Annotated in this window: 21 protein-coding genes and 1 other annotated feature; of the genes, 13 read left to right on the forward strand and 8 right to left on the reverse strand. The window is 49.3% G+C overall.

The window, feature by feature from the left end; all coding sequences use genetic code 11:
- Position 1 precedes the first annotated feature (1 nt).
- Positions 2 to 829: a TrmH family RNA methyltransferase gene (locus FO446_RS08615; protein ID WP_237900396.1), complete on the forward strand. Its 828-nt coding sequence runs from the start codon at positions 2 to 4 to the stop codon at positions 827 to 829.
- Here FO446_RS08615 and FO446_RS08620 read toward each other — a convergent pair.
- Complete coding sequence (locus FO446_RS08620; protein ID WP_173608640.1) at positions 826 to 1,545, reverse strand: DUF2225 domain-containing protein; 720 nt, start codon at positions 1,543 to 1,545, stop codon at positions 826 to 828. The genes FO446_RS08615 and FO446_RS08620 overlap by 4 nt on opposite strands.
- A 120-nt stretch (positions 1,546 to 1,665) precedes the next feature.
- Positions 1,666 to 1,951 (forward strand) — a binding site (T-box leader).
- Positions 1,952 to 2,002: 51 nt separating this feature from the next.
- On the opposite strand from FO446_RS08620, the gene pheS reads away from it, so the two are divergent.
- The 3 genes from pheS (at position 2,003) to zapA (ending at position 5,834) form a co-directional block, all read left to right on the forward strand.
- On the forward strand, positions 2,003 to 3,037 hold the full coding sequence (pheS, locus tag FO446_RS08625; protein ID WP_237900397.1) for a phenylalanine--tRNA ligase subunit alpha: 1,035 nt from the start codon (positions 2,003 to 2,005) through the stop codon (positions 3,035 to 3,037).
- A 15-nt stretch (positions 3,038 to 3,052) separates the two neighbouring features.
- Positions 3,053 to 5,476: a phenylalanine--tRNA ligase subunit beta gene (pheT, locus tag FO446_RS08630; protein WP_237900399.1), complete on the forward strand. Its 2,424-nt coding sequence runs from the start codon at positions 3,053 to 3,055 to the stop codon at positions 5,474 to 5,476.
- 82 nt (positions 5,477 to 5,558) lie between these two features.
- The gene (gene zapA / locus FO446_RS08635) at positions 5,559 to 5,834 is read left to right on the forward strand and encodes a cell division protein ZapA (RefSeq protein WP_007728510.1); all 276 of its coding nucleotides are present in this window, start codon (positions 5,559 to 5,561) and stop codon (positions 5,832 to 5,834) included.
- A 96-nt stretch (positions 5,835 to 5,930) separates the two neighbouring features.
- Here the strand turns inward: zapA and FO446_RS08640 are convergent, their stop codons facing one another.
- Complete coding sequence (locus FO446_RS08640) at positions 5,931 to 6,305, reverse strand: phage holin family protein (protein WP_047070996.1); 375 nt, start codon at positions 6,303 to 6,305, stop codon at positions 5,931 to 5,933.
- 242 nt (positions 6,306 to 6,547) lie between these two features.
- Here FO446_RS08640 and FO446_RS08645 point away from each other — a divergent pair, with 242 nt between their 5' ends.
- The 7 genes from FO446_RS08645 to FO446_RS08675 all read left to right on the forward strand — a co-directional run bounded on the left by FO446_RS08645 (position 6,548) and on the right by FO446_RS08675 (position 13,552).
- Positions 6,548 to 8,905 carry an endonuclease MutS2 gene (locus FO446_RS08645; protein ID WP_173608637.1) on the forward strand — a complete coding sequence of 786 codons (2,358 nt, stop codon included), beginning with the start codon at positions 6,548 to 6,550 and terminating at the stop codon, positions 8,903 to 8,905.
- Positions 8,906 to 8,922: 17 nt separating this feature from the next.
- Positions 8,923 to 9,333 (forward strand): DUF350 domain-containing protein, encoded by a 411-nt coding sequence (locus FO446_RS08650; RefSeq protein WP_173608636.1) that lies wholly within the window; start codon positions 8,923 to 8,925, stop codon positions 9,331 to 9,333.
- Positions 9,334 to 9,615: 282 nt separating this feature from the next.
- The gene (locus tag FO446_RS08655; protein ID WP_173608635.1) at positions 9,616 to 10,914 is read left to right on the forward strand and encodes a nucleotide sugar dehydrogenase; all 1,299 of its coding nucleotides are present in this window, start codon (positions 9,616 to 9,618) and stop codon (positions 10,912 to 10,914) included.
- A gap of 145 nt (positions 10,915 to 11,059) precedes the next feature.
- Complete coding sequence (locus FO446_RS08660) at positions 11,060 to 11,647, forward strand: sigma-70 family RNA polymerase sigma factor (protein WP_173608634.1); 588 nt, start codon at positions 11,060 to 11,062, stop codon at positions 11,645 to 11,647.
- Positions 11,626 to 12,387 carry a DUF4179 domain-containing protein gene (locus tag FO446_RS08665; protein ID WP_173608633.1) on the forward strand — a complete coding sequence of 254 codons (762 nt, stop codon included), beginning with the start codon at positions 11,626 to 11,628 and terminating at the stop codon, positions 12,385 to 12,387. Before FO446_RS08660 ends, FO446_RS08665 begins: the two co-directional genes overlap by 22 nt.
- Before the next feature lie 106 nt (positions 12,388 to 12,493).
- Positions 12,494 to 12,694, forward strand: a complete 201-nt coding sequence (locus FO446_RS08670) for a cold-shock protein (protein ID WP_012685372.1) — start codon at positions 12,494 to 12,496, stop codon at positions 12,692 to 12,694.
- Between the two features lie 249 nt (positions 12,695 to 12,943).
- A complete protein-coding gene (locus FO446_RS08675; protein WP_419466142.1) occupies positions 12,944 to 13,552 on the forward strand; it encodes a hypothetical protein in 609 nt (202 codons plus the stop codon).
- A 67-nt stretch (positions 13,553 to 13,619) separates the two neighbouring features.
- On the opposite strand, the gene FO446_RS08680 is transcribed toward FO446_RS08675, so the two are convergent.
- Positions 13,620 to 14,447 (reverse strand): M55 family metallopeptidase, encoded by an 828-nt coding sequence (locus tag FO446_RS08680; protein ID WP_173608631.1) that lies wholly within the window; start codon positions 14,445 to 14,447, stop codon positions 13,620 to 13,622.
- Positions 14,448 to 14,610: 163 nt separating this feature from the next.
- Positions 14,611 to 15,744, reverse strand: coding sequence for a glycosyltransferase (locus tag FO446_RS08685; RefSeq protein ID WP_173608630.1), 1,134 nt, complete (start codon positions 15,742 to 15,744; stop codon positions 14,611 to 14,613).
- A gap of 209 nt (positions 15,745 to 15,953) precedes the next feature.
- Here FO446_RS08685 and FO446_RS08690 point away from each other — a divergent pair, with 209 nt between their 5' ends.
- On the forward strand, positions 15,954 to 17,303 hold the full coding sequence (locus tag FO446_RS08690) for a glycosyltransferase family 4 protein (protein ID WP_173608629.1): 1,350 nt from the start codon (positions 15,954 to 15,956) through the stop codon (positions 17,301 to 17,303).
- 152 nt (positions 17,304 to 17,455) lie between these two features.
- Here the strand turns inward: FO446_RS08690 and FO446_RS08695 are convergent, their stop codons facing one another.
- The 3 genes from FO446_RS08695 to FO446_RS08705 are packed head-to-tail and all read right to left on the reverse strand — an operon-like array spanning position 17,456 to position 21,162.
- The gene (locus tag FO446_RS08695; RefSeq protein WP_237900402.1) at positions 17,456 to 18,274 is read right to left on the reverse strand and encodes a hypothetical protein; all 819 of its coding nucleotides are present in this window, start codon (positions 18,272 to 18,274) and stop codon (positions 17,456 to 17,458) included.
- A complete protein-coding gene (locus FO446_RS08700) occupies positions 18,267 to 19,895 on the reverse strand; it encodes a hypothetical protein (RefSeq protein ID WP_237900404.1) in 1,629 nt (542 codons plus the stop codon). The genes FO446_RS08695 and FO446_RS08700 overlap by 8 nt, the downstream gene beginning before the upstream one ends.
- Before the next feature lie 4 nt (positions 19,896 to 19,899).
- Complete coding sequence (locus FO446_RS08705; RefSeq protein WP_221867740.1) at positions 19,900 to 21,162, reverse strand: O-antigen ligase family protein; 1,263 nt, start codon at positions 21,160 to 21,162, stop codon at positions 19,900 to 19,902.
- Positions 21,163 to 21,351: 189 nt separating this feature from the next.
- Here FO446_RS08705 and murJ point away from each other — a divergent pair, with 189 nt between their 5' ends.
- Positions 21,352 to 22,878 (forward strand): murein biosynthesis integral membrane protein MurJ, encoded by a 1,527-nt coding sequence (murJ, locus tag FO446_RS08710; protein WP_237900405.1) that lies wholly within the window; start codon positions 21,352 to 21,354, stop codon positions 22,876 to 22,878.
- On the opposite strand, the gene FO446_RS08715 is transcribed toward murJ, so the two are convergent.
- Positions 22,853 to 24,229: a phenylacetate--CoA ligase family protein gene (locus FO446_RS08715; RefSeq protein ID WP_237900407.1), complete on the reverse strand. Its 1,377-nt coding sequence runs from the start codon at positions 24,227 to 24,229 to the stop codon at positions 22,853 to 22,855. The genes murJ and FO446_RS08715 overlap by 26 nt on opposite strands.
- Between the last annotated feature and the right edge of the window lie 143 nt (positions 24,230 to 24,372).

Raw genomic sequence — 24,372 nt, forward strand, 5'->3', positions numbered from 1 at the left:
TATGACAAATGAAATCATTACTTCGGTACAAAACCCACTGGTAAAGCGATTGCACCAGTTGCTGTCACGGAAAGGACGGGAAGAGCAGCAACGTTTTCTCGTGGAAGGGGCACACCTGGTAGAAGAGGCGTTAAAAAGCGGGGCGGAGGTAGTCACGGTTATTTACGATCAGCAGCGTGACATGGACCCAGCCTGCCAACGTGCTCTGGCTAATCATCCGGAAGCTGTCCAGGTCATTGCTGCATCAGAGGCAGTGTTGGCGAAGTTGTCCGAAACGAAGTCACCGCAAGGAATTGTGGCCGAAGTGAAAAAAACAGCAGCAGATTGGGCAAAATGGGTAGATAAGAAGAGAGAGGAACAAGGAAGCTTGCTACTCCTCTTTTTGGACGAAATACAAGACCCTGGCAACCTCGGTACGATTTTGCGCACAGCAGAAGCGGCAGCAGTAGATGGTGTCGTACTTGGAAGTGGCAGTGTCGATATTTACAATGGAAAAGTGGTACGGGCCACAATGGGGGCACTGTTCCGCATCCCAGTCTTTACGCAATCGTTAGTTGAGACGGCTGATGAATGGAAGGCAAAGGGAGGGAGAGTTCTCATTTCTTCTTTGGAGCAAAACAGTGTTGCCTATGACGAGGCTGATTATGCTGGTCTGACGGCAATGGTCATCGGCAATGAAGGAAGAGGCGTCTCCAAAGAGATGTTTGCCAAAGCCGATCAATTCGTCCACATTCCGCTTTACGGCGGAGCAGAGTCACTGAATGCGGCAGTCGCGGCAGGAATATTTGTCTATGAGGCACAGCGCAAAAGAAAAGATCGGCATGACTAGCCGATCTTTTGCTCGTTCTTTTTCTCTTTATACTCTTCACGCGCGAGTTGCCATTGATCTTGCGCCATCCGGATAATGCCGCTCTCGATGGTGTGGTTGCGAAACGCGAGTGCTTTGCCGAAATACTTGATGGCTAAATCATACTTTTCGAGCCTGCGATAGAGCTCACCAATCAAGTACAGCAAGCGGACTTCGGTCATTTCCTTGTCACCGCGTGTATAGTCAGAATGAATATACGATTGTTCATATTCTTCCACGGCCATATCGATAAAGCGCATTTCTTCCGCGACATTTTTCTCGAATCGATAAAGCCATGCAAGGCGCAAATACAGACCGGCTTTTACAGAATGGGGCTGATCCGTTATTTCAGCTGCGTAAATGGCAAGCTTGTAGCTGACAATGGCTTCTGGTACATGGCGAACCTTGCCAAAATCTTTTGGCTTCCATTTCGAGGAGATTTGTTCATCCACAATCTGCTTTTGCCAGGGGGCGAGCTTGTCCCGGAATTGATCCGTAAAAGCAAAGCCGCATTCAGGGCAGACATTGACGGTATATATAATGGGATTTAAAGATTGCTCTTTAAAAGTGGTATAAAAATCGCTGTCGCGATGGAGCATCGTCAACGTGCCGCTTCTGATTCTTTTGGTCGAAAAGGTCGCTTGGCAATGGCGGCAGATACTTGTCTTATCGTAAAGGGCGGAAACATTATCAATCATGTCAAAATCCCCTTTCGAATGGGTAACATACACATGAAAACACTCTCTGGATATGTAACATTTGTGGAATTGAAAGTTCTCTCTTGTTGCGCTATAATTTTCCTTACGTCATAATTATACCGTAAAGCGATGACGGAGACTAGTACGCAGGACCTATCTGTTTTTCAGGGAGAAGATGTCACAGACTGCGAGCATCTTAAACATGATAGCTGCCGAATTCACTCCAAAGCCGCACTCTGAACCGCTTTTCGCGCAGTAGGAGCAGCCGGGTCATACCCGTTACCAATGATCTGAAGTGAGACAAATGTCTCTTTCCACTAGTGATATTGTCATGGATTTGTCACAGGGCGGAAGCGAATTGTCTAACAAGGGTGGTACCGCGAGAAAAAAGTAACTCGTCCCTTTTTGAGGGGCGGGTTTTTCTTTTTCCAAAACAGAAATAAAGGAGCGATTCGAAGTGCAAACTCGGTTGCAAGAAATGAAAGAGTCCGCACTGGGCCAAATCAGCCAAGTGACAGAAGCCGCACAACTTCAGGATTTGCGCGTCAAATACCTGGGGAAAAAGGGTGGGTTGACAGAACTGCTGCGCGGCATGGGCGGCTTGTCCCCAGAAGAGCGTCCAGTTGTCGGTCAGCTGGTAAACGAAGTAAGGGAAGCGCTCGAGGCAGCGTTCTCTGGCAAACAAAAAGCATTTGAAGAGGCAGCTCTGAATGCCAAGCTTTCTTCTCAAACGATCGATGTAACACTGCCAGGACGTCCAGTACCAGCAGGCACCATGCACCCGCTTTCTCGGATCATTGAAGAGATCGAAGACATCTTCATCGGTCTGGGCTTTGAGGTGGCAGAAGGTCCTGAGGTAGAAATGGACCACTTCAACTTCGAAATGCTGAACCTGCCAAAAGATCACCCGGCACGCGATATGCAAGATACGTTCTACGTCACGGAAGAGCTACTGCTCCGTACGCAGACATCTCCTGTGCAAGCACGTACGATGTTGAAAAAAGAAGGCAAGACTCCACTCAAAATGATCTGTCCGGGTAAAGTGTATCGCCGCGATGATGACGATGCGACACACTCCCACCAATTCACGCAGATCGAGGGTCTCGTGATTGATAAAAAAATCGGGATGAGTGACTTGAAAGGTACCCTCTTGACTTTTGCCCGTCAAATGTTTGGAGAAAACCAGCAAATTCGTCTGCGCCCAAGCTTCTTCCCGTTCACGGAGCCTTCCGTAGAAGTAGACCTGCAATGCTTCAACTGCGGTGGTCACGGTTGCCGTGTATGTAAGCAAACAGGCTGGATCGAGATTTTGGGTGCTGGTATGGTACATCCGCGCGTACTGGAAATGGCCGGTTACAACCCTGAGGAAGTCAGCGGCTTTGCATTCGGTATGGGTGTAGAACGAATTGCGATGCTCAAATACGCGGTAGAGGACATCCGCCATTTTTATACCAACGACGTTCGTTTCCTGCGTCAGTTCAATCGAGGCTAGAGAGGAGAGGCAAAGATGAAGGTATCATACCAATGGTTATCTGAATACGTCGATCTGAGTGGAACGACGCCCCAGGAGCTGGCTGAAAAGCTGACTCGCAGCGGGATTGAAGTAGACGCAGTTGAATCGCGCAACGCAGGTGTATCTGGTGTTGTGATCGGTTATGTAAAAGAACGCAGCAAGCATCCGGACGCAGACCGTCTCAACGTATGCGTCGTTGATGCGGGACAAGGAGAAGACCTGCAAATCGTTTGTGGAGCAGCGAACGTAGACAAGGGACAAAAAGTTCTCGTCGCCCTGATCGGTGCGAAGCTCCCTGGAGGTCTAAACATCAAGCGTTCCAAGCTGCGCGGTGTAGAATCCCAAGGGATGATCTGCTCTGCAAAAGAATTGGGTTTAAACGACAAGCTTCTGGCAAAAGATCAGCAAGAGGGCATTATGGTTCTGCCAGCGGATGCGGAAATCGGTATGGATGCCGTTTCGTACCTCGGCTTGGATGACTATGTGCTGGAATTGGGATTGACGCCGAACCGTTCGGATTGCTTGAGCATGCTGGGGGTTGCTTACGAGGTAGCCGCTATTTTGGGTAAAGAAGTGGTATTCCCACAAATCGAGCTGACCGAAAACGGTGGCGACAACCCGGTCCAGGTTAAGATCGAAGCGACGAATGAAAGTCATCAATACCACGGTCGTCACTTCACCAACGCCAAAATCGCGACATCTCCGCAATGGATGAAAAATCGCCTGATGGCAGCGGGAGTTCGTCCGATCAACAACGTGGTAGACGTGACCAACTATGTCCTGCTCGAGTACGGTCAGCCACTGCATGCTTTCGATGCGACACAGGTAGCTGATCGCTCTATTGTCGTTCGACTGGCAAACGAGGGCGAAAAGCTCGTGACATTGGATGATCAAGAGCGCACGCTGGATGAGCAAACCTTGCTGATTGCCGACCAGACCAAAGGCTTGGCGATCGCAGGGGTCATGGGCGGAGCTAACTCCGAAATCACTGATGAGACGAGTGAAATCATTCTCGAAGCAGCTTGGTTCACACCAAAAACAGTGCGCCGCACAGCTCGTATGCTCGGCATGCGTACAGAAGGCTGCGTACGTTGGGAAAAAGGCGTTGACCAAGCGCGTGTGCAGGAAGCGGGAGAGCGCGCTGCTGCGCTGATTCAGCAATTGTCCGACGCAACGGTATCCAAAGGAATCAGTTCCGCTGTTGTAAGCAAAGCTGCGCCTGCTGTTGTTTCGGTTACACTTGCAAAAATTAATCAGCATCTCGGAACCGACATGTCGGCTTCTGATGTATCGCCGATTTTCGAGCGTCTGCAATTCCCGTATGAAGTAGCGGGCGACAAATGGACGGTAACCGTTCCAACGAGACGTGGCGACATTACGCTGCCAGAGGATTTGGTGGAAGAGGTTGCACGTCTGTACGGCTACGACAACATTCCGACCAGCTTGCCTTCTGGTTCGACCACACAAGGACAGTTGACAAAAGAACAGCAATTGCGCCGTACGATCCGTCATCATTTGATTGGTACCGGTATGAATGAAGCGATTTCCTATGCACTGGTTCATCCAGATCGTGTCGAGGCAGTAGCGGGTCTGCATCAGGAAAAAGTAAACCCTGTTGCGCTCATGATGCCAATGAGTGAAGATCATAGCGTTCTGCGCACGAGCTTGATTCCAAGCCTCTTGGAAACAGTGGCATACAATAAAAACCGTCAAAACCACGATGTTGCGATTTTCGAATTGGGCCGTGTGTTCTTGACAAAAGAAGAAACGCTCACACAGCTTCCAGAAGAGCGTCTGTATGTAGCGGGTGCGTTGACTGGACAACTGCTCGCACAAAACTGGATGGGCGCCAAACAGCCTGTTGATTTCTTCCAAACAAAAGGGATTGCGGAATCACTTTTCGCTCGTTTGGGTATCCAAGCTGCCGAGTACAAAGCTGTCCAGGACATCGCAGGTATGCACCCAGGACGTACCGCAGAAGTATGGGTAGGGGAAAAACGTCTGGGCTATCTGGGGCAAGTTCATCCGGGCACAGAAAAAGCTTATGATCTGTCCGAAACGTACGTATTCCAGTTTGATGTAGCTGCTTTGATTGATGTAGCTGCCGAGGTAGGCCATTACAATCAGCTGCCAAAATCCCCGGCGGTAACGCGTGACTTGGCTCTCGTTGTCGATCGCAGTGTAGCTGCTGGTGTATTGGAAGCAACGATTCGTGAAGCGGCAGGCGAACTGCTTGAGTCCGTAACCCTATTCGATGTATACATGGGTGAACGTATTGCTCAAGATAAGAAGAGCATGGCATTTGCCCTGGTATTCCGTCACGCCGAGCGTACCTTGCAGGACGAAGAGATTCAACAAGTGACTACTGCTGTCATTGACGCCTTGAAAAACAAAACTGGTGCTGAACTGCGCATGTAACACAGCTTGACGAACTCTGACATTTTCAGTAACCTAAAAAAGGATAATGTAGAGCAAAGGTCGCAGTAGGGAGGTACCTCTCGTGCAAGGTGATGGGAAAAATCGTTTGACGGTGGACATCTTTGGCCAACAATACCGGCTCAGTGGCAAGGCAAGTGTCAATCACATACGCATGGTGGCCGGTTTCGTTGATGACAAGATGAACGAAATCGCAAACGGCAACCATCGACTGGATACTGCCAAAATTGCCGTACTTTCTGCAGTCAATATTGCGGATGAATACTTCCGCTTGCGTCAGGAGTACGAAGAACTGCTGAAAATCATTCAGGAAGAGGCAAAGGCTAAACCGATAGATTAAGGAAAAGAGGGGCTTAAGTGCCTCTCTTTTTACGTTTTGGGTAAAATGAGAAGAGCCACCCCGTTTTTAAAGGGATGGCTCTTTGGCGTATTCTGCCTATGTCTCCTGCTTGTTCCTGGCATCTCCATTGCGCAAATCCATATGGGTTTTGATCGGGATAAACAAGTCGATGATCCCGATCACCAAGGAAGCAAGAAGCGCGCCAAGAATCGTTACGCGGAAGCCAGAGACGATGAACTGAGTGAGATAAATCACGACGGCACTGACCAAGAAGCCGATAATACCACGATTGTACGGCGAAATTCGATCTCCGAAAATGGCTTCTACGGCCCAGCCAATTAGTGCAATGACAACGGCCGCGAGCAGAGCTGTCCAAAAACTGCTAACCGAAAAGCCGGGGACCAGAAAGCCGACAAACATCAGGACTACGGCAGCGACGATAAAGCGGACGATATGGCGCATGATCGTCATGTGTACTCCTCCTTTAGGGTTGTTTCACCTTTCATTCTCTCACGCAAAGAGTGGAACTATGCCAAGCGAAGACGTGTAAATTTATCCTTCGCCCGTGGTTCCTTTCCGGTGCAATCCGGGCCCAAGTTTTCTAAGCTTCGCTGCCATGCTATAATGGGGAGATCGTAATGATTGCCGGTATAGACCGTCGCTCCCGCCCGCACGGTACAACGGTCGCCGCTGGATAAAGAAGGAGGAGCACAGTGGAACAACGGGTTTTAAAGACGTTAGAATACGATAAAATAGTCGCCCTGTTGATTGACAAGGCATCTTGCACATATGGAAAAGAAAAAGCATCAGAGCTGGTTCCTTTTTTACGCTTGGATGAAGTCATAACCGCTCAGCAAGGGACTGAACAAGCTGCAACTGTGTTACGCCTAAAGGGCAGCGTGCCTCTCGGTGGCATTCGCGATATCCGCGGCCCCGTACAGCGCGCCAGATTGAATGCTATGCTGGCCCCGATGGAATTGCTAGATATCGCCAGCACCGTTATGGCCGGACGCAGACTCAAAACGTTTTTGCTCGATATGTGTGAAGATCACGAGCTGCCATTATTACAACAGCAGGCAGAGCGTATTGAGGGCCTGCGCGAGTTGGAAACCGAAATTCGCCGCTGTATTGATGAAAACGGCGATATTTTGGACAGCGCGAGTCTTGAACTGCGACAGGTACGTCAGGAAATTAGACAACTCGAGTCGCGCATTCGCGAAAAACTCGATCAAATGACACGCTCGTCTACTTACCAAAAAATGCTGATGGAAAACATCGTTACAATTCGTGGGGATCGTTTCGTCATTCCGGTAAAGCAAGAGTATCGTTCTGTATTTGGTGGAATTGTTCATGATCAGTCGGCATCTGGGGCGACGCTCTTTATCGAGCCGGAAGTGATCGTCGAGATGAACAACAAGCTTCGCGAGCTTCGCTTGCGAGAGGAACGTGAAGTAGAGCGCATTCTGTACGTGTTGACGGAGCAAGTATCCTTTGCGGTAGAGGCTTTGGTCGAGAATACAGAAGCACTGACAGAGCTCGATTTTATGTTTGCCAAGGCTCAGCTTGCCTGGAGCATGAAGGCGATTTGTCCACGCATCAATGATCGCGGCTACGTAAACATGCGAAAAGCGCGTCATCCACTTATTCCACGAGAAGTTGTCGTTCCTGTAGATGTGGAGCTAGGCGGAGAGTATCAGGCGATTGTTGTGACAGGTCCGAATACAGGGGGGAAAACCGTTTCCCTCAAAACAATCGGACTGCTGTCCTTGATGACGATGGCGGGCTTGCATATTCCGGCAGAGGAAGAGAGCGAGATGACTGTTTTCTCTTCCGTTTTTGCCGATATCGGGGATGAGCAATCCATCGAGCAGAGCCTGTCTACATTCTCGAGCCATATGACCAATATTATTCAAATCTTGGCGAAAATGGACGACAAGAGCTTGGTGTTGTTTGACGAGCTAGGCGCAGGAACAGACCCGACAGAGGGTGCTGCTTTGGCCATGTCCATCATTGACCATGTGATTGATTCCGGCGCGAGATTGGTTGCAACGACTCACTACAGTGAATTGAAGGCGTATGCCTACGATAGACCCGAGGTCATCAACGCCAGCGTAGAATTTGACGTACAGACGCTGCGTCCTACTTATCGCTTGCTCATCGGGGTGCCGGGCCGATCCAATGCGTTTGCTATCGCAAGACGTCTGGGATTGCCGGAACACATCATTGATGTAGCGCGCGGCTCGATCAGTGAAGAAGACAATCAGGTCGAGAGCATGATCGCTTCGCTGGAGCGTAACCGCAAGTCGGCGGAAGCAGACAGGTTGGCGGCAAAAGCGGCACGCGAGGAAGCAGAAGTGCTGCGTAGACAGCTGGAAGAAGAGCGCGCGCAATTTGCGGAAGAGAAGAACAAACGAATGGAGCGGGCAGAGGACGAAGCGCGAATTGCCGTCCAACTCGCAAAAGAAGAAGCGGAAACGATCATTCGCGAGCTGCGCGAAATGATGGCAGAAGGCATGGAAATCAAGGAGCATCGTCTCATCGATGCGAAGAAGCGCTTGGGCAATGCCGTTCTTGAGCTGGAGAAGGAAAAGGTGAAGAAGCCGGCAAAAGCAGTTCGTGCCACACAGATCAAGGTGGGCGACGAAGTAATGGTGACGAGCTTCGGACAAAAAGGAACCGTGCTGGAAAAGGTAAACAATGAAGAATTCCTCGTGCAGATCGGAATCATGAAAATGAAAGTGAAGCGCGATGATATGCATGTACAAAACTCGATCCAGCAAAAACCACAAGCAGCTCCGTATACCTCTGTGAAGCGTCGCAGTGACAATATCAAGATGGATCTCGACTTGCGCGGCTACAACGTTGAGGACAGCATTCGGGAAATCGATCAGTTTTTAGATGATGCGCTGTTGGCAGGCTTGCACTCGGTTTCCATTATTCACGGACACGGGACAGGGGTACTGCGCAAAGGCGTGCACGAGTATTTGAGAAACCATCGTAATGTAAAATCCTTCCGCTTAGGTGGTCAAGGAGAAGGCGGCGTAGGTGCTACCATTGCCGAATTAAAATAAGAGGTCGGGAGGGACATATGGAAAGCCTTCTACACAATCCATATTTTGCAACTGCAGCTTATTTTACTGTGTCTGGACTGGCGATGGTTTTATTCTTAGCCATTTTTGAACTGGTGACGCGTTATCGTGTTTGGGAAGAATTGAAGCGTGGGAACATGGCAGTAGCAATGGCAACGGGCGGGAAAATTTTTGGGATCGCGAACGTTTTCCGTTATTCCATTCAGGCGCATTTGTCTTTGGGCGAAGCGTTGATTTGGGCGACCTTCGGATTTTTCTTGTTGTTGTCTGCTTACTTCATTTTTGAATTCATGACCCCTACGTTTAATGTTGATCAGGAAATTGCAAAAGATAACAGGGCCATTGGTTTTATTGCGATGGTCCTGTCCATCGGTTTTTCGTATATCATAGGGGCATCCTTGCCTCGTTAGACGGGTTGAACGATATTTCAAACGAGAGTATAATTTGATTTGGCGAAAGAGTACCAAACTATTCTGCCCAATCAACGTCCTTTTTACGAAAAAGAGGACAAGCCAAGATTGTATGGGGGAGGAACAGCCTTGGAAACGTTGTACAAGGTCCTCATCGGATTGTGTGTGCTTTTTATCGCTGCAGGTGTTTACTACCTGTCCTAAAAATATAACGCAAGTTGGTCGCGTGACTTCTACAGTCATACGGACCTTACTTGGAGTATGTGAAAGAGGAGATACGCAATGACTCAACCTGTACGCGTAGCTGTTGTGGGATTGGGGTTTGTAGGCTTGCCGTTGGCGCTTACCTATGCCATGAAAGGAGCAAACGTCATCGGTATTGACGTCTTACCGCATGTCGTCGATGAGATCAATGCGGCACATTCCCATCACCTGGAGTCCTATCAGGGGAAAACGTTGCCAGAGATCCTCAAAGAGCAGATTGAAGCAAAACGCTTCCGTGCAACGTCCTCCTACGAGGAAGCGGCAGCGGAAGTCCATAACTATATTGTAACAGTCGGATTGCCTGTTCATAACGGCGATCCTGATCTCGGACCGCTGAAAAGCTGTGCGCAATCGCTTGGTCGTGTACTGAAAAAAGGCGATACCATCATGATCCGCAGTACCGTCGTACCAGGAACGACAGAAGACGTGATTCTGCCGATTTTGGAGGAAACAAGCGGTCTTGTTGCGGGTGTCGATTTCTACCTGACATATTGCTCGGAGCGAATTGCAGAAGGCCGTGCTTTTGAAGAGTTCATCCACATGCCGCTCGTTTTGGGAGGCATCAACGAGCAAAGCGCCGAAAAAGGAAAAGAGTTGCTGTCCTTCATCAGCGAGACGGACATCACGATCACGGATATCCGTGTAGTCGAGACAGCAAAAGTCATCGAGAACATCCAGCGTGATGTGAACATTGCGATGGTACAGGAATTTGCTCGTTTCTCCGAGGCATTTGGCATCGATACGTTCGAGTTGATCAAGGTTGCCAATACGCACACGCGTGTAAACCTGTTATCGCCAGGACCGGGTGTAGGCGGCTTCTGCTTGCCGAATGCACTGTACTACTTGCAGCCTAAGGCACGTGAATTGGAAGTAAACCTGCCGATTCTGCAATTGGCTCGCAACACGAATGATGCAGTCCCTGATGTGTTGATCGGAATGCTCGAGCAAGCCTTGAAAAATAATGGCAAGACATTGGCAGGAAGCCGCGTAGCTGTATTGGGAATGGCGATGAAAGACTTTTCCAATGACGACCGCGTAAGCCCTGTCCATGACCTGATTAAGCTGCTCATGGCAAAAGGAGTAGACGTTCGTTCGTACGATCCGGCTGTTCCGACTGTGTATGATCACAAGGTTGACAGTTTGGACAAAGCAGTGAATGGAGCAGATGCGTTGTTCCTGACTGCTGTACAAAAGGAATTTGCTGAGGCGGATTGGGCTCATGTTGCCGAAAAGATGGCTGACGCGCCGATCCTCTTCGACACGAAGAACCGCATCCCGCGTGACCTTGTTAGCAAGGCGACTGTGGTGCGCATTTAATTCTTGAACAAGTTCCACTGATTTGAATGCCAAAACCTCTCTAAACGCACGTAAAAGCGTTTGGAGAGGTTTTTTTCATAAAGTAGTGAACCATATTGAACGAGAGAGCCAATACAAGGTGTATACAATTTCAGGGGGCCCTCCGATGAATGATCAAATGTTAGAACTGTGGCTGGACCGTTTGCGTGATGGAGATCAAGAAGCTTTTGAGGTGATCTACAGCATGACGCGGACAAAAATTTACGGTACCGTAGCAGCCATGGTCACGAATAAAGAAGATGTTCATGATATTGTAAGCGAAATTTACTATCAGCTATGGAGATCACTGCCTGCTTATGATCGCAAGCGTCCGTTTCTGTTCTGGGTGAATGGGATTGTCATTAGACAGGTGAAAAACTGGCGAAGACAGATTTGGAGAAGATTCCGTCTGTTAGAACGAAAACAGAGCTTGGAAGAAGAGAAACATGTCGAAACGCCGGATGAGCCAATGCTTGCGATGGAATCTGCCACAGAGATGCAGCAAGCAATCCAAATGCTGCCGTTCAAGCTGCGGATCGTCGTCATTTATCGGTATTACTACGATTATACGTACGACCAGATTGCCGAACTGCTGCAAATACCTGTGGGGACAGCAAAATCGAGAAATCATCTGGCATTAAAGCGAATCCGCGAGTGGATTGACGTTGAATGGAATGAGGAGGAACTCCAAACATGTCTATCGAAAAAATCATAAAACAGTCTCTCACCAAACAAATAGACGAGACCACGATCCCTGATGAACTCGATCAGCGCGTAAGGCAGTCCTTTCATCGCTATCACGAAAAAAAGGAGACTGTAACGATGAAGAAAAAATTAGTTATGATGGGATTAATTGCTGCTATTATACTGCCGACTGGAGTATATGCGGCTTTAAATGGAACCTCTTATTTTGCAGACAATCCAAAAGACTTGAACGGTTTGGTGGGTGAAGAGGTTAAGCGAGCAGCGGCAGAAGGGTTGTCCATTCCGATCGATCAAAAAATTACCGATCAGGGGATTACGATTCATTTTACGGAAGTGTATGCGGAAGATAGCAAGGTTCTGCTGCACTATCGCATTGAACAACAAAATGGAGAACTGGTGCCTTTCGAATTCGATACGACAGGTTTAGATGTGGTAGGCGAAGCAAATGGCAATCCCATGTACCAGGATAAAGGCTTGGAAGGTCCAAGTGTCCTAAACTTTTTCGGAACCAAAGAGGATACTATGCCTTTCTACTTAACAGATGAATCCGGTAAGGAACTAGAGGTGGGAATAGCCGATCATAACAAGCCAGAGGGCGTTCTTGCCTTCACCTCGCGTGAATCCAAGCTACCACAACCACTCACCTTAAATATCGATGTGAACCGGATCGGCAAAACAAAGGGCAACTGGAAGGGACAGTTTATTGTGGACCAGAGCAAAGCCAAAGAAGCAACAGAGGCTGCGAAGTAGGAGAAAAAAATTCGGTCACGTATAATAAGCCTCGTAAATGGCAATAGTAACCGAGGTAAGACAATATTTCAAATGTCATGTAAGGGTTACATGCTAGGAGGCAAAAATGGAACGTGGAAGAGTAAAGTGGTTCAACAGTGAAAAAGGTTTCGGTTTTATCGAGCGTGATGGTGGAGATGACGTATTCGTCCATTTCTCCGCAATTCAGGGCGAAGGGTACAAATCCTTGGACGAAGGGCAAGAGGTTGAGTTTGACGTAGAAAACGGTCAACGCGGTCCTCAAGCGACGAACGTTCGGAAATTATAAAAGCTGAAACGACAAGCAGACTCAGATGATGGGTCTGCTTTTTTATTTGGTTAAGAGGAGTAGTGGCAGTGGGGGAAAGAAGTGAATTTCCAGTCTACGCTTCAGCCTACGCCATACTGAGGGAGGGACTGTCCGCTTCGGAATGCGAACAAAAGTGCATTTTTTGCAACTCCACACCATTTGTCCAACACGCTTTGTCCGTCTTTCGCATTTACATGTAGTAGTCTCATGTAAAGGAATGAACTGCACATGTCTCGTCGGAAAGATAAGCTGACTGTCATTTACCAAAAGGGTAAAAAGCGAATGGTCGTGAAGACGTTTTTGCACGAAACCAGTAGGGTGGTTGTTGTACTGAATACGCAGTTTACGAACGCCCCAAACACGACTCAAATTGCCAGCGGAGCAGGACGAAGTAGTGCTGCCGGTAATGATGCAGCCATCGATTCAGCCAACACACTGCAACAACAGAGCGTGGGAGCTGGTGGAATTGCGCGAAATCGGGGAATGGCCGGCAAGCAATCGGAGTATCGTGGTCACCATAAGGGCAAAAAGAAAAACGGAAAAGAAGCTATTGTGGTGATAAACGACCAGGTAGTCAAGCTGGCAAGACGCCTTGCAAATGCTTCCGCCACACAAGTAGCAGGTGGGGGTGGCACATACAGTACAGGTGGCACAAATGCTGCGATTGAAAGCTCCAACACGAAGCAACAGCACGCTGTTGGAGGCGGGCCAGGCTCTCGGGCGTCCAATCGAGGAATGAACAACAGGCAAAAGGTGAAAGCGAAGGCAAAAGCAAGAAAGGGAAAAAGAGGATTTCGGTCACGTGTAGCGCGGAAACGGAAGAATAGGCGCGCTTGAAAAATCTCCCGTCAAAATGGAGAACGGAAGAGCTGATTTCAAGCCCTTCCGTTCCTCCCTTCTCTTATTAAAAAAATTCAGCACCCGACGCCAGGTTCAGCATGGCGCGCATTGTTTTGTACATATCTTGCGGATTGGCTGCATTGTAATAAACTGTGTTTGTTGCTGTTTCGTAGCGCGTGCCCGGGACAATTGCGGCCATCTCGGCTTGTCCTGCATGCGAGAATTCCATTGCCAGCTCTACAGGTACAGCTGTACGGAATGGCTGGATGTTGTTCCGGTTGCGCAAGGCATTGGCCGTCTTGCGCTTCAGTTCAGCGGTCGCTTCTTCACGCGAGAGACAGATCGCAGCTGTGCGGGATACCGCTTCCTTCACGATCGCTGTTTGGATGCCCGGAATTAGTTCCTGTGCTTCGACGGCAATGAGATTATCACCAGACACCATGACAACAGGAACGTTGTGCATGCCCGCAATCGCGGCGTTAAAGCCGAACTCACCCACTACTTGTCCGTTGATATACATATTGTGAACCACCCCGGACATCGTATGACTGAGCACGCCAGGAATTCCTTGGCGGGTATGATAGCCGATAAACATCGCTGCATCAAAGCTCTCATCGATTCCCTGCATCATGGATGAATCGCGTGGAGAACCTGCCAACAGTCTCGCTTTCGGATGGAGCTTTTCCCAGAGAATGTTGTTCATGGTGTTGTGGCTGTCTGCTACCACAATATCCGTTACGCCAGACTCAAGTGCAGCTTCAATAACTGCATTGGCATCATCTGTCATAAACTGGCGGCCACGCTGATAGTTAACCCCCGAAGCCGGGTTAATATAGCTCGTATCCACAATGCCTGAAATGCCTTCCATGTCTACCGAAAGAAATAGTTTCATCTCATTTTCACCCTTTCTGTCTGGTGCAGCTTGGTATACAAAATAGTTCCAATTCATATGTAACCAGATTGATCATGAGTAGGCAACCATAAAAACAGATTCTTCAAACAAATCATATGAAAAAAGCACGATGCCCGCTGTTCGCGTTTCACCGTGCCTTTCGTCATTTCAGTAACGTACGATAAAGAGCAACAATTTGTTCGGTCATGAGTTGAATGGTAAAAGTGGATTCTACTTTGCTCAGCGCGTTTTGCACCATGATCTCACGCAATTGTGGTGAAGTCCAAAGCCGTTCCATTGCCTGCGCCAACAATGCGGGATTTCCCGGTTCAACGATCAGCCCCGTTTCGCCATCGAAAACAAACTCTTTCACACCGCCGACACTGCTTGCTACGACAGGAACCTCCGAAGCCATCGCCTCGATAATCGTATAGCCTAGCCCTTCGTACAAGGAAGAGTGGACAAAGCCATCTAAGGCATGCAAGCACGCTGGAATATCTTGCCGAAATCCAGCAAAGCGAACACGTGATTCCAGCCCCAATTCTTTTACCTTGGCTTCGAGCGCAGCACGTTCAGAGCCGTCCCCGATCAACACGAGGTAAGGAGTCTCTTTCTTGTCCGCCACAAGCGTATGAAAAGCATCGAGCAGAATCGGGAGACCTTTTACGGGAACAAAGCGAGCGGCTGTCCCGAACAAAAAGGCGTCCTCTGGTATGTTCCATTCCGCACGTAGTCGATTGCGGTCATTTTCCCGTAAATGGTTTTGCCGATAAGGCTTCATGTCCATTCCGTTATAAATCACGCTAATGTCAGACGAGCGAACACCCTGCCCCCGCAAAATATCGGCAATCGCACCACTGATCGCGATATAATGACGGTTCCAATGTCTCGTGCTCATTTCCATTATGCTGACAATGGCATAGGCCAAAGAGCTTGTATAATCATAACGAAGTGAGCTGTGAACGGTGGTCAGCAAAGGAACCTTCATACCGAGAGCTGCCAGTCGGGAAAAGAAATTGGCTTTAATCCCATGCGTATGAATAATCGCTGGTTGGAATGTGGAAAAGGCAGTCCGCAGAGCCTGCAGCAATCGTAAGTCAAAACGTCCGAACTGATTCAGTGTAATGACCTGGATGCCTGATTCCCGCAACTTACTCGCGAAGAGAGAATCATAGAAGCATACGACCGCGACTTCCACTTCGTCGACTGGAAAAGTAGTGACCAAATTGAGAATATGTTGTTCAGCACCGCCAAATTCCCCCCCGCCAATCACGTGGAGGACTCGTAATTTGCTCATCTGAATTCACCCGAATCGTAATTAAAAAACCTCAGCTGAGGTATGTACATGGAGGCACGACCGAATAGAGGCGGTGTACCGAAAAATGGACGATCATTTATAAACAAAGCCATTTTCACTATAGCAGATGCCTGCTAGATTCGCAATAAGACAGCACTTATGGTATCGTTGATGATGGAAAATTGAAATGGAGAAGGACGGTTACGTAAATGAATACGCACAACGTGTTGATCATATGCTACATATTTCCTCCAATTGGTGGAGGCGGCGTGCCAAGACCGTTGAAAATGGCCAAATATTTGGGGGAGTTTGGCTGGAATGTCCATGTGCTGACAGTAGATCCTGCTTATCATGCGACGCTTGATCCATCCCTTTTGGCACAACTGCCGAGTGATGTCACTATTCACCGTGCGAAGGAGTGGCAGCTGCTGCCGAATCGAGGGGGACAAGCCGCATCAGCAAGTACCAATACAGCGTCCGCACCATTACAGCCGTCATTTAAGGCGAAGGTAAAAAAGCAGGTCGTTCATGTGCTGAAAAAAGTGAAGCCATACTTGTTGATTCCAGACGACCAAATCCTGTGGATGCCGAATGCGCTCAAGCTGGGGCGGGAAATAATGCGCCGTGAAAAGATCGACGTGATTTTTTCCACATCGGGACCGGTGACGAATCACTTGATTGCGAAAAAGCTTTCCCGTGAGTTTGGCTGCAAATGGGTAGCGGATTTCCGTGATCCATGGACGCAAAATATGCACACCTCTGGCATCGAATGGCGAGAGCGCATGGAAGAGCGAATGGAGGAGGCGGTGATGTCCCAAGCGGATGCGATCACGACCGTTACTGCGACCTTCGCCTATAATTTTCGCGAGAAGCACCAGAACCGTATCAAGCGAATGGAGCTGATCTACAATGGGTTTGATCAGGCTGATTTTCAAGGGTTGGCTCCGAGTCATGCTGTTCCGGAAAAGTTTCATGCGGTGTACGCAGGTATTTTGTATCAAAAGCGCAATCCACGCCTCCTCCTGCAAGCCATCCGGGAACTCATCGATGAAAAAGCAGTAGACCGAAATGATCTCTTGCTCAGCTTTGCCGGGGTGTTCGATTATCCGGGGTATTCCGAAAATCGCGATTGTGTGGAAGCATTGGGGCTGGGTGACATCGTTCGTGTGTTGGGGAACCTGCCGCATAAAGAAGCGCTCGGACTGATGAAAGGCGCCAATGCCCTCTTGCTGATCGGGGATGTGTCCGCTGACGCCGGAGCGTATATTCCGGGCAAGCTCTACGAATACATGGGGATTGGCAACCCGATCCTAGCTCTGAACAAAAGAGGCGAAGCGACAGAGATTATTGAAGATTTCCGTCTCGGACAAGTAGCCGATCCAGAGCAAAAAGACGAGATCAAGCAAGCATACCTGAAGCTGTACCAGGAGTGGAAAGCGCAAGGTCAAACGGGTAGCGAGGAACGCGGAGCAGATTTTGCAGAGCGTGTGAAACCGTATGAGCGCCGTGAACAGGCGAAGCAATTGGCGCAATTGATGGATGAACTGGTGAAAAAATAGTACGGCATCGCCCCGGAGCCAATGAAGGCTGCGGGGTTTTCTTCGTGTGGCAGGCATACTTCTTTTGTTTCAAAATAAAAGGACCTGACGATGTTCGCCAGGTCCTGATTCGTACCGATTTGTCTGCTGCCAAGCTAAGGTAGCAGGCTTTTTTAGTACAGCAAATATTTCTCTATTTCTTCCGGTTCCTTAATGTGAATGCCACCAGTATCACCGTATTTAAACAGGTTGAACATCACTTGCTGGTCCATCGTTCCGGCTTCAGGCAGTGGGAGAATGATCCAGGTCTCGTACTGGTGGATCAGACGGTCTTCCTTGCCGAACCAAAACGTTGTCTTGATCGTGGATTCCTTCAAGATGTAATCCAGATCAGGGCGTTCTCCCAATTGCTTTTTCAATGGTTCAAACAGTGGGCTTTGGCTATTTTTCAGCCATTCTGCTCCTGTCATTTTCAATTGGAACGGAACGCTGACTACACCGATAGCTTTTTCCTCAGGCAATTGGACAGCCTTGTCCATGAAAGGCAGCCAGTCCTCGAAGCCCTTCAATACGTCGAAGGCAAGTGGCTCCTCTGAAGCGGTCACGAACTGCTCATTCGCCTTGATATAGCGTTTGTCGTTAATTCGATAGTACGAATACGGCTGGGCCGCGATACGTGCATCCACATTGTAGCCTTTCCCGTTGATGACAGCTCCATTGAACATACTCGTCGTGGTACGAGACAGGATTGTGTTTTTCACATAACCTTTATACCAGTAAGTCTGTGCCTCTTCATTCGTTTTGCCCTTTTCCAGGGCTGTTTTCAACCACTCGGCTCCTGACTCGGTTTGGACCGTTGTCGTTTGATCCGGCTTCTGGTCAAAATTGGTAGTGGCAAAAGCCTTCGTCCCTGATTCATACGTGCAGCCACCGAGCAGGGAGGCTGTGCAGATGGCAGCGAGCAATACCCATGCTTTCGTCGCTTTACGCATGGCGAAACCTCCTTACGACCCCGTATCCCAAGAGTCCCACGAATAGCGCGATTGTGAGTCCGAGTACCGGAATGTTGTGCTGCTTAAACACGAGAATACGATGCGAATTGTACATGTTGGCCACGATTTCGTTTTCTTTGTCTCCATCGATGTCGCCGATTTGCACATTGATCAGCGGCATGTATATGCGCCAGTTTTGTTTCAAGCCCTCTGGCGTGTAGTCATAGCCAGACAAATAGCGAGTATCTGTGGTACTTACCCAGCTTTTTGCTTTGGCTACGATCTCAGGCTTGGCGTTGTTACCAATCGTAGCAAAGTTGGAGAAGCGGAAGCTCTTATCGTGGTCACCGCTTGCCCACAAAATTTCCCACGTACCGTCTGCTTTTGGTTTCAAGATGTACGAAGGTTTGCCTGCCACGAGCAGCTCATCGACCTTGTCGTTGTCGATATCGGCAGGAATGAACTCGCCAGTTGCCAATTCGGCCTGTTTGCGTGTCAGTGTGTACGATTCTGTCAGTGTGCCATCTGGCTCTACAGACAGTACACTCAGGTGCTCGCCCATGACAACGATTCCTTCGCGGCCATCTGGCAGCATCATGGTGGTCATCAGCTTGGTTGCTTTTGTCGTGCCGCCAAAAGGCTTGCCGTCGTAGTTGCCTGTCAGCATACCATCCTTGATGTGTAGATCCGTGTACTTGGAACCCAATGTTTGTCGTACGTCCATACTGCCTGCGTTATCTGCCAGTTGGTTTGCGATGTTCTCCATATCAAGCATAAACGCACGATAGGGTGCCGTTCCGATTTGCATCATGCCCTCCGCATATGGTTGGCGTTGGACATTCGGTACCAATTGACCGTCTTTCATCGTGTAATACGGGAAGCCCGGATAATCGGTCGGCAATTTTTCCTGGATGATCTTCATGGTTTCTGCCGGAATCTGATCATTCGGCATCCGCACCATTTGACCATCTTTCCAGGTCAGGACGTAAAGAGAAACAGGTTCCGCCTGCAAATGGCGCAGCTTCTCTGCCATTGCTTTTTTCTCTTCTTCCGTCTCTGGCTTTTCAATTTTTTCCGGCAGTGGAAGCTCCTCGGCATTGCCGTACGTGATGATCTCCATGCTGCCATCGCCATTGACGTCATGCAGCGCGATCGGGAAGTAATCCACCCAATCGCCGTTGTACAAACGGTCAGATTCGTATGTCACGGTAAAGTGGCTCAGTGCAGTCAGCGTATCTCTGTTGAACGTCACATTCGCCAAGAGGGCGATCAGAACCAACGAGCCGACTGCACGCCAGTTGAGGCGTCCATACCATTTCACGAGAAGCGCAATCACGATGACTGCGATTGCACCACCGATCAACAGAGCAGCAGTCGTTTTCACATCGACACGTGTCAGTGCGCGATCCAAGAGCAAGAAGCCGATGGTAAACACAAGCACTTGTCGACGTTCCGACGGATGTACCACAAAGTAGCAAAAAGCTAGCAGTGGCAGGAAAATGAGTACAGCAATCCACGTTAAATCAAGGAACGCGGGTTTCACGAGCAAATGATAAATCAGAAACAGGGCAATGGCGTACAGCGCCCAGCTTATCGTTTCGAGAATAGGATTCCGGCGCATGTGCTCACCACCTTTTGTTTTGTGTCTGGTCGACGAATAATGCGCAGAGGAAGCCGCCAAACAGCCAGAAATAGAGGGCCATGAACGGCACCTCGAAAATGTTTTCAACGAGGTTATGCGTAGCTACCGCAATTAATCCGCCCAGCAGTCCGAGTATCGCAAAAAAGTGTGGCGAGCCTTGGATGTTGCGTATGAGCCCAGCTCCGTATTTGAACATCGTGATCACGGTTCCGATCAACAGGATGATCCCGATCAGACCGTATTCCGCCAAACTTTTAAAGAAGTAGCTGTCTGAATAAATGGTACCGAAATGGCGAGCTGCAACTGCTCCGCCGTGATGACCGAGTCCGACACCGAACAATGGCTCGATACGCATATTGTCGTATGCTTTTCCCCAGCGCCCGATGCGTCCACCTTCACTGCTAGATTCGAAGTATTCAGGTGTAAAAAGCGTGAAAATGCGATCTTTTACTTTTCCGACAAGCGGAACTGAATCAGGAACGAAGAACAGGGCTACAACCCCGATAATCCCTGCGATCACCAAATATCCTGCTACTCGTTTGTTCCAGATGTAGAAGCAAACGAACACGGCAAAGGCAAGAGCGAACCAGGCACCGCGGGACCCGGTTAAGAGCAAAGCAAGCACGGTGGTCAGTGCTACAATGGCCCAAATCAATTTTTGCTTGAGAGTAGTAGCAGTCATGAACAGACCAGCGGCAATCGGTGTAACCAACGCCATATAGCTGCCCAATACGTTCGGGCTCGTTACGAAGGAGAATGCACGCGTGGTAACTGCTTCTCCTTCCTGTACCCATGATTCAGGTGTTTTGACGCCTACGATGACTTGCAAGACACCATACAGTGCCGCTACGAAACCAACCAGCACAAGTACCTTCATGAACTTGTTCAGGTCTTCCATCGACTTCAGCAAATAGAAGCCCATGAAAAAGGCGAGGATGTACTGGTAGACGGAACGGAATCCTTCCACAGTCGCTTCCCAGTTCGCCATGTCAGTCACCATGATGGCAATTCCGAGGACGAAAAAGGCTCCAAGCCAATGTTTGATTCCAGGCATCGTCCGATTTGACTGTAAAAACGCAACGAACGTAAACAGCATCAGAACGATGAGCAGTCCTTCATCCCACAGAGAAGATATGACTGGAATCGGTAGAATCTGTCGCAAGACGTAATCGATTACGGGATAGGCCAACAGCAAATACAACCACGTAGATGATTGGCTTCCCCACTTCAACACGGTTTCTCTCATTTTTATTGTAGTCCTCCTACAGGTAGGGATTAACCTACCTATTATAATGAATCTGACAACCCGGTAGCAAGCCGGGGGGAAAGAGGTTGGTAGGAACGGTAGAAATAAGATATGATAACTAGGTAGTTTGAGGGGTTAGAATCAAGCCTGGAACGTAGGGTTTCAAATAGGGATAGGAGAAAAGTGGACATGAGTTTGTTAAAAATTGCTTCCATGATTGTCGTGCTGACTCTCGTTGGAAGGCTTCTGGGCTTTTTTCGCAGTGTATATGTATCCAGCTTGTACGGGACTGGCATGGAGGCAGATGCGTTTAATATCGCGGCAACGATTCCGCTGACGCTGTTCTTGGTCATACCGGGAGCCGTCAATGCAGTGCTGATCCCGACGATGCGGGGCATGATGGAAAAAGGAGAGCGGACGACTGACTTGTATCAGAAGATGCTCACGATCATTTTGGGTATATTCGTTGCTCTCTCTGCTTTAGGGGTTGTCTTTTCTTACCAGCTGGCTGCGATGTTTGGACTGACGGGTGAGAAGCTGGAGCTCACGGCTAGCATGCTGCAATGGATGTGGCCATCAGCTATTTTCATCGGGTTAACGGGGCTTTGGTCGAGTATTTGCAATGCTCACCAACATTTCTTTACACCGACGCTTGGCACGGTAGTCAATGGAGCTTTGGTGATTGTCAGCATGTATGTGCTCGTTCCGATGTATGGTCCCATTGGATTGGCAATGGCTACGACAATCGGTTACTTGGCTGCACTGTTGCCGATTCTCCCTACCTTGCGCGGATTCGGCTATCAGCAGCGCTTCTCCTTTGCTTGGCGTGAGGACGCAGCTCTCAAAGGCATGGGTGAGCGCGTCATTCCGATTTTAATTGGTGCGGTGGTTGCTCAGGCGACTACCTTTTTGGAGCGAGGCTTCGCGGAAGGGCTTGGAACGGGTGTCGTTTCCGCTCTTGCCAATGCGAACCAGATCATGCAATTGCCTCTGGCTATTTTTGTCGGGGCGTTTACGCTGCCGTTATTCCCGCTGTTGGCTAGTCATGTCAAGCGGGGAGAAATGACGGAGATGAAGCAAATCCTGCAAAAGGGACTTGCCTATCTTCTCATTTTGCTACTGCCCGTGACGGTTGGACTTACGCTATACGCAGAGCCTATCATCCGACTAGCTTTTGAGCGTGGTGCGTTCGATGAGCATTCTGTCGCTTTGACAGCGTGGGCACTGCCGTTTTACGGCGTGGGGCTTTTCTTTTTAGCGTCGAGAGACTTGCTGACTCGCGCCTTTTATGCACTGGAAAACACGAAGACACCCGTTATGATCGGGGCGATTGGGATCGGTGTGTATGCCCTTGCCAACTGGTTGCTCATTCCACTGCTTGGTCATGGCGGAATTGCTCTTGCCAATGCGGTATCGGCTATCAGTCAAGCGCTCCTGCTGTTCATTTTGCTATGGAGGGCAGTAGGCAGCCCTGTACGAGCGAATTTCCTCATGACCACGGGGAAAACCATTCTGGGCTGCGCAGTCATGGCTGGTGCTATTTTGTTCGTCGATCCATGGTTATCCGTATTGCCTGTCTGGTTGTACTTGCCGCTAGGAATTATGGGTGCAGCTCTTTTATATCTTGTCGTGCTCATTTTGGTTCGCGAGCCACTTGTATCAGAACTGCTGCAAAAAGTACGCAAGCGGTCTACTCCAGTGGGAGGACGCTCGTAAGCGGAAATTCCCTGATGGCATAGCGGGTCTTACCCGAGCTTGCGGGGGGAATGGTTTCCACGTAAGAAACGTGGATGCTGACCTGGCCTAATGCCGCGCGAATTCCTTCCAAAAGCTTGGCTTCATCAGCAGGCAAAAAACGTTCGGGCTCCTTCACCAGTCGCAGGCTCAGTCGCTCCGGATCATGCTGGACGATCTGAAAGGTCCGGAAGCTGTCCATATTCCGCACGATGTGATTAAAATAATGTCCGTGCACGTACCGTCCGTTGAGCGATAGGAACATGTCGTCTTCTCTGCCATCAATCGAAGCAAGAAGTGGAAAAGGGAGATTGCAAGAGCAGGTTGAATCGGAAAGCGCGACGACATCTCCTAATTGGTAGCGCAGGCGAGGCATGACGGTATTGTGCAAGTCTGTGACGAGCAGTGCTCCCGGGTGCCCTTTGTGGACGGGAATATGCGTAAGAGGATCGACTACCTCCAAATAACAGTTCCCGGAAAAGGCATGCATGCTCCCAGCCGTGCATTGGTAGGCGATAATTCCGCCGTCACGAGCGCCGTACTCATTCACAACAGGCGCATCAAAAGCCTGGGCAATTGTTTGCCACTGGTGCTCGTGCAGGCTTTCTGCTGTAGAGACCACGGCTTTGAGCGGGATTCCGAGTGTCATGCCCCGTCGTAGCATCATCATAGCGAGGGTATGCAACGCGGAGGCGTACCCGTATAAATAGGCTGGACGGAATTCCCGGATGAGGCGCAGGTTTGCTTCCAAATGACTTTCGTCCAATTCATAGGCAGAAATCATCATGCGGTTTTTTAACCAGCGTTCCTTCCAGCGGTAGCGGCGAGCTTGCTGGGCGTTTAATTCGAGAGGAGAGCCCCAGATCATCACACATGGGTCTCCAATGCGGATGCCGTACCAGGATAGCCCCAACCAGCGCGCAGCTTCATACCGCTCGACCGTTTGACGATCAAGATAAAAATGGGTAGGTTCACCTGTGGAGCCTCCCGTACGATTTCCAATGAGCCTGCATGTTTGGAGGCCCTGGCTCAAATATTGATCAGAGTTTTGCCGAAAGTGTGCTTTGGTCAGAACAGGAATACGCTGCAAAAAACGTTCAGGCATCTCGCGCATTTTGCTCCAGTCTGGGGCGAAGGCAGTGTAAGCTGGTACGTTTTGTATCGCATGATCGAGTAGCTTCACCAGCTTTTCTCGCTGCTGCACGTTAAGCGCTTCGGCAGATAGACGCTGAGTTGCTTGCAATTCTTTCATGTAAGGACGGATGCGATTTCCTTTCAAGGCCTCCATTAACGGCCACTGTACATGGCGGATCCAAAATCCGGTTGTGGGCATAATTCCCCCTCCTACTCACTGATCACACAGGCAGACGATTAAAAAAAATCAATGCAATCTGTTTTTCACCAGTATTCCTGCGAAATTCCATCGATATACCTGTTTGCTGGAAGAGGGAAATGATAGTAGGATAGAGAGTGGGT

Source organism: Brevibacillus brevis, assembly GCF_022026395.1.
Taxonomy (GTDB): Bacteria; Bacillota; Bacilli; order Brevibacillales; family Brevibacillaceae; genus Brevibacillus.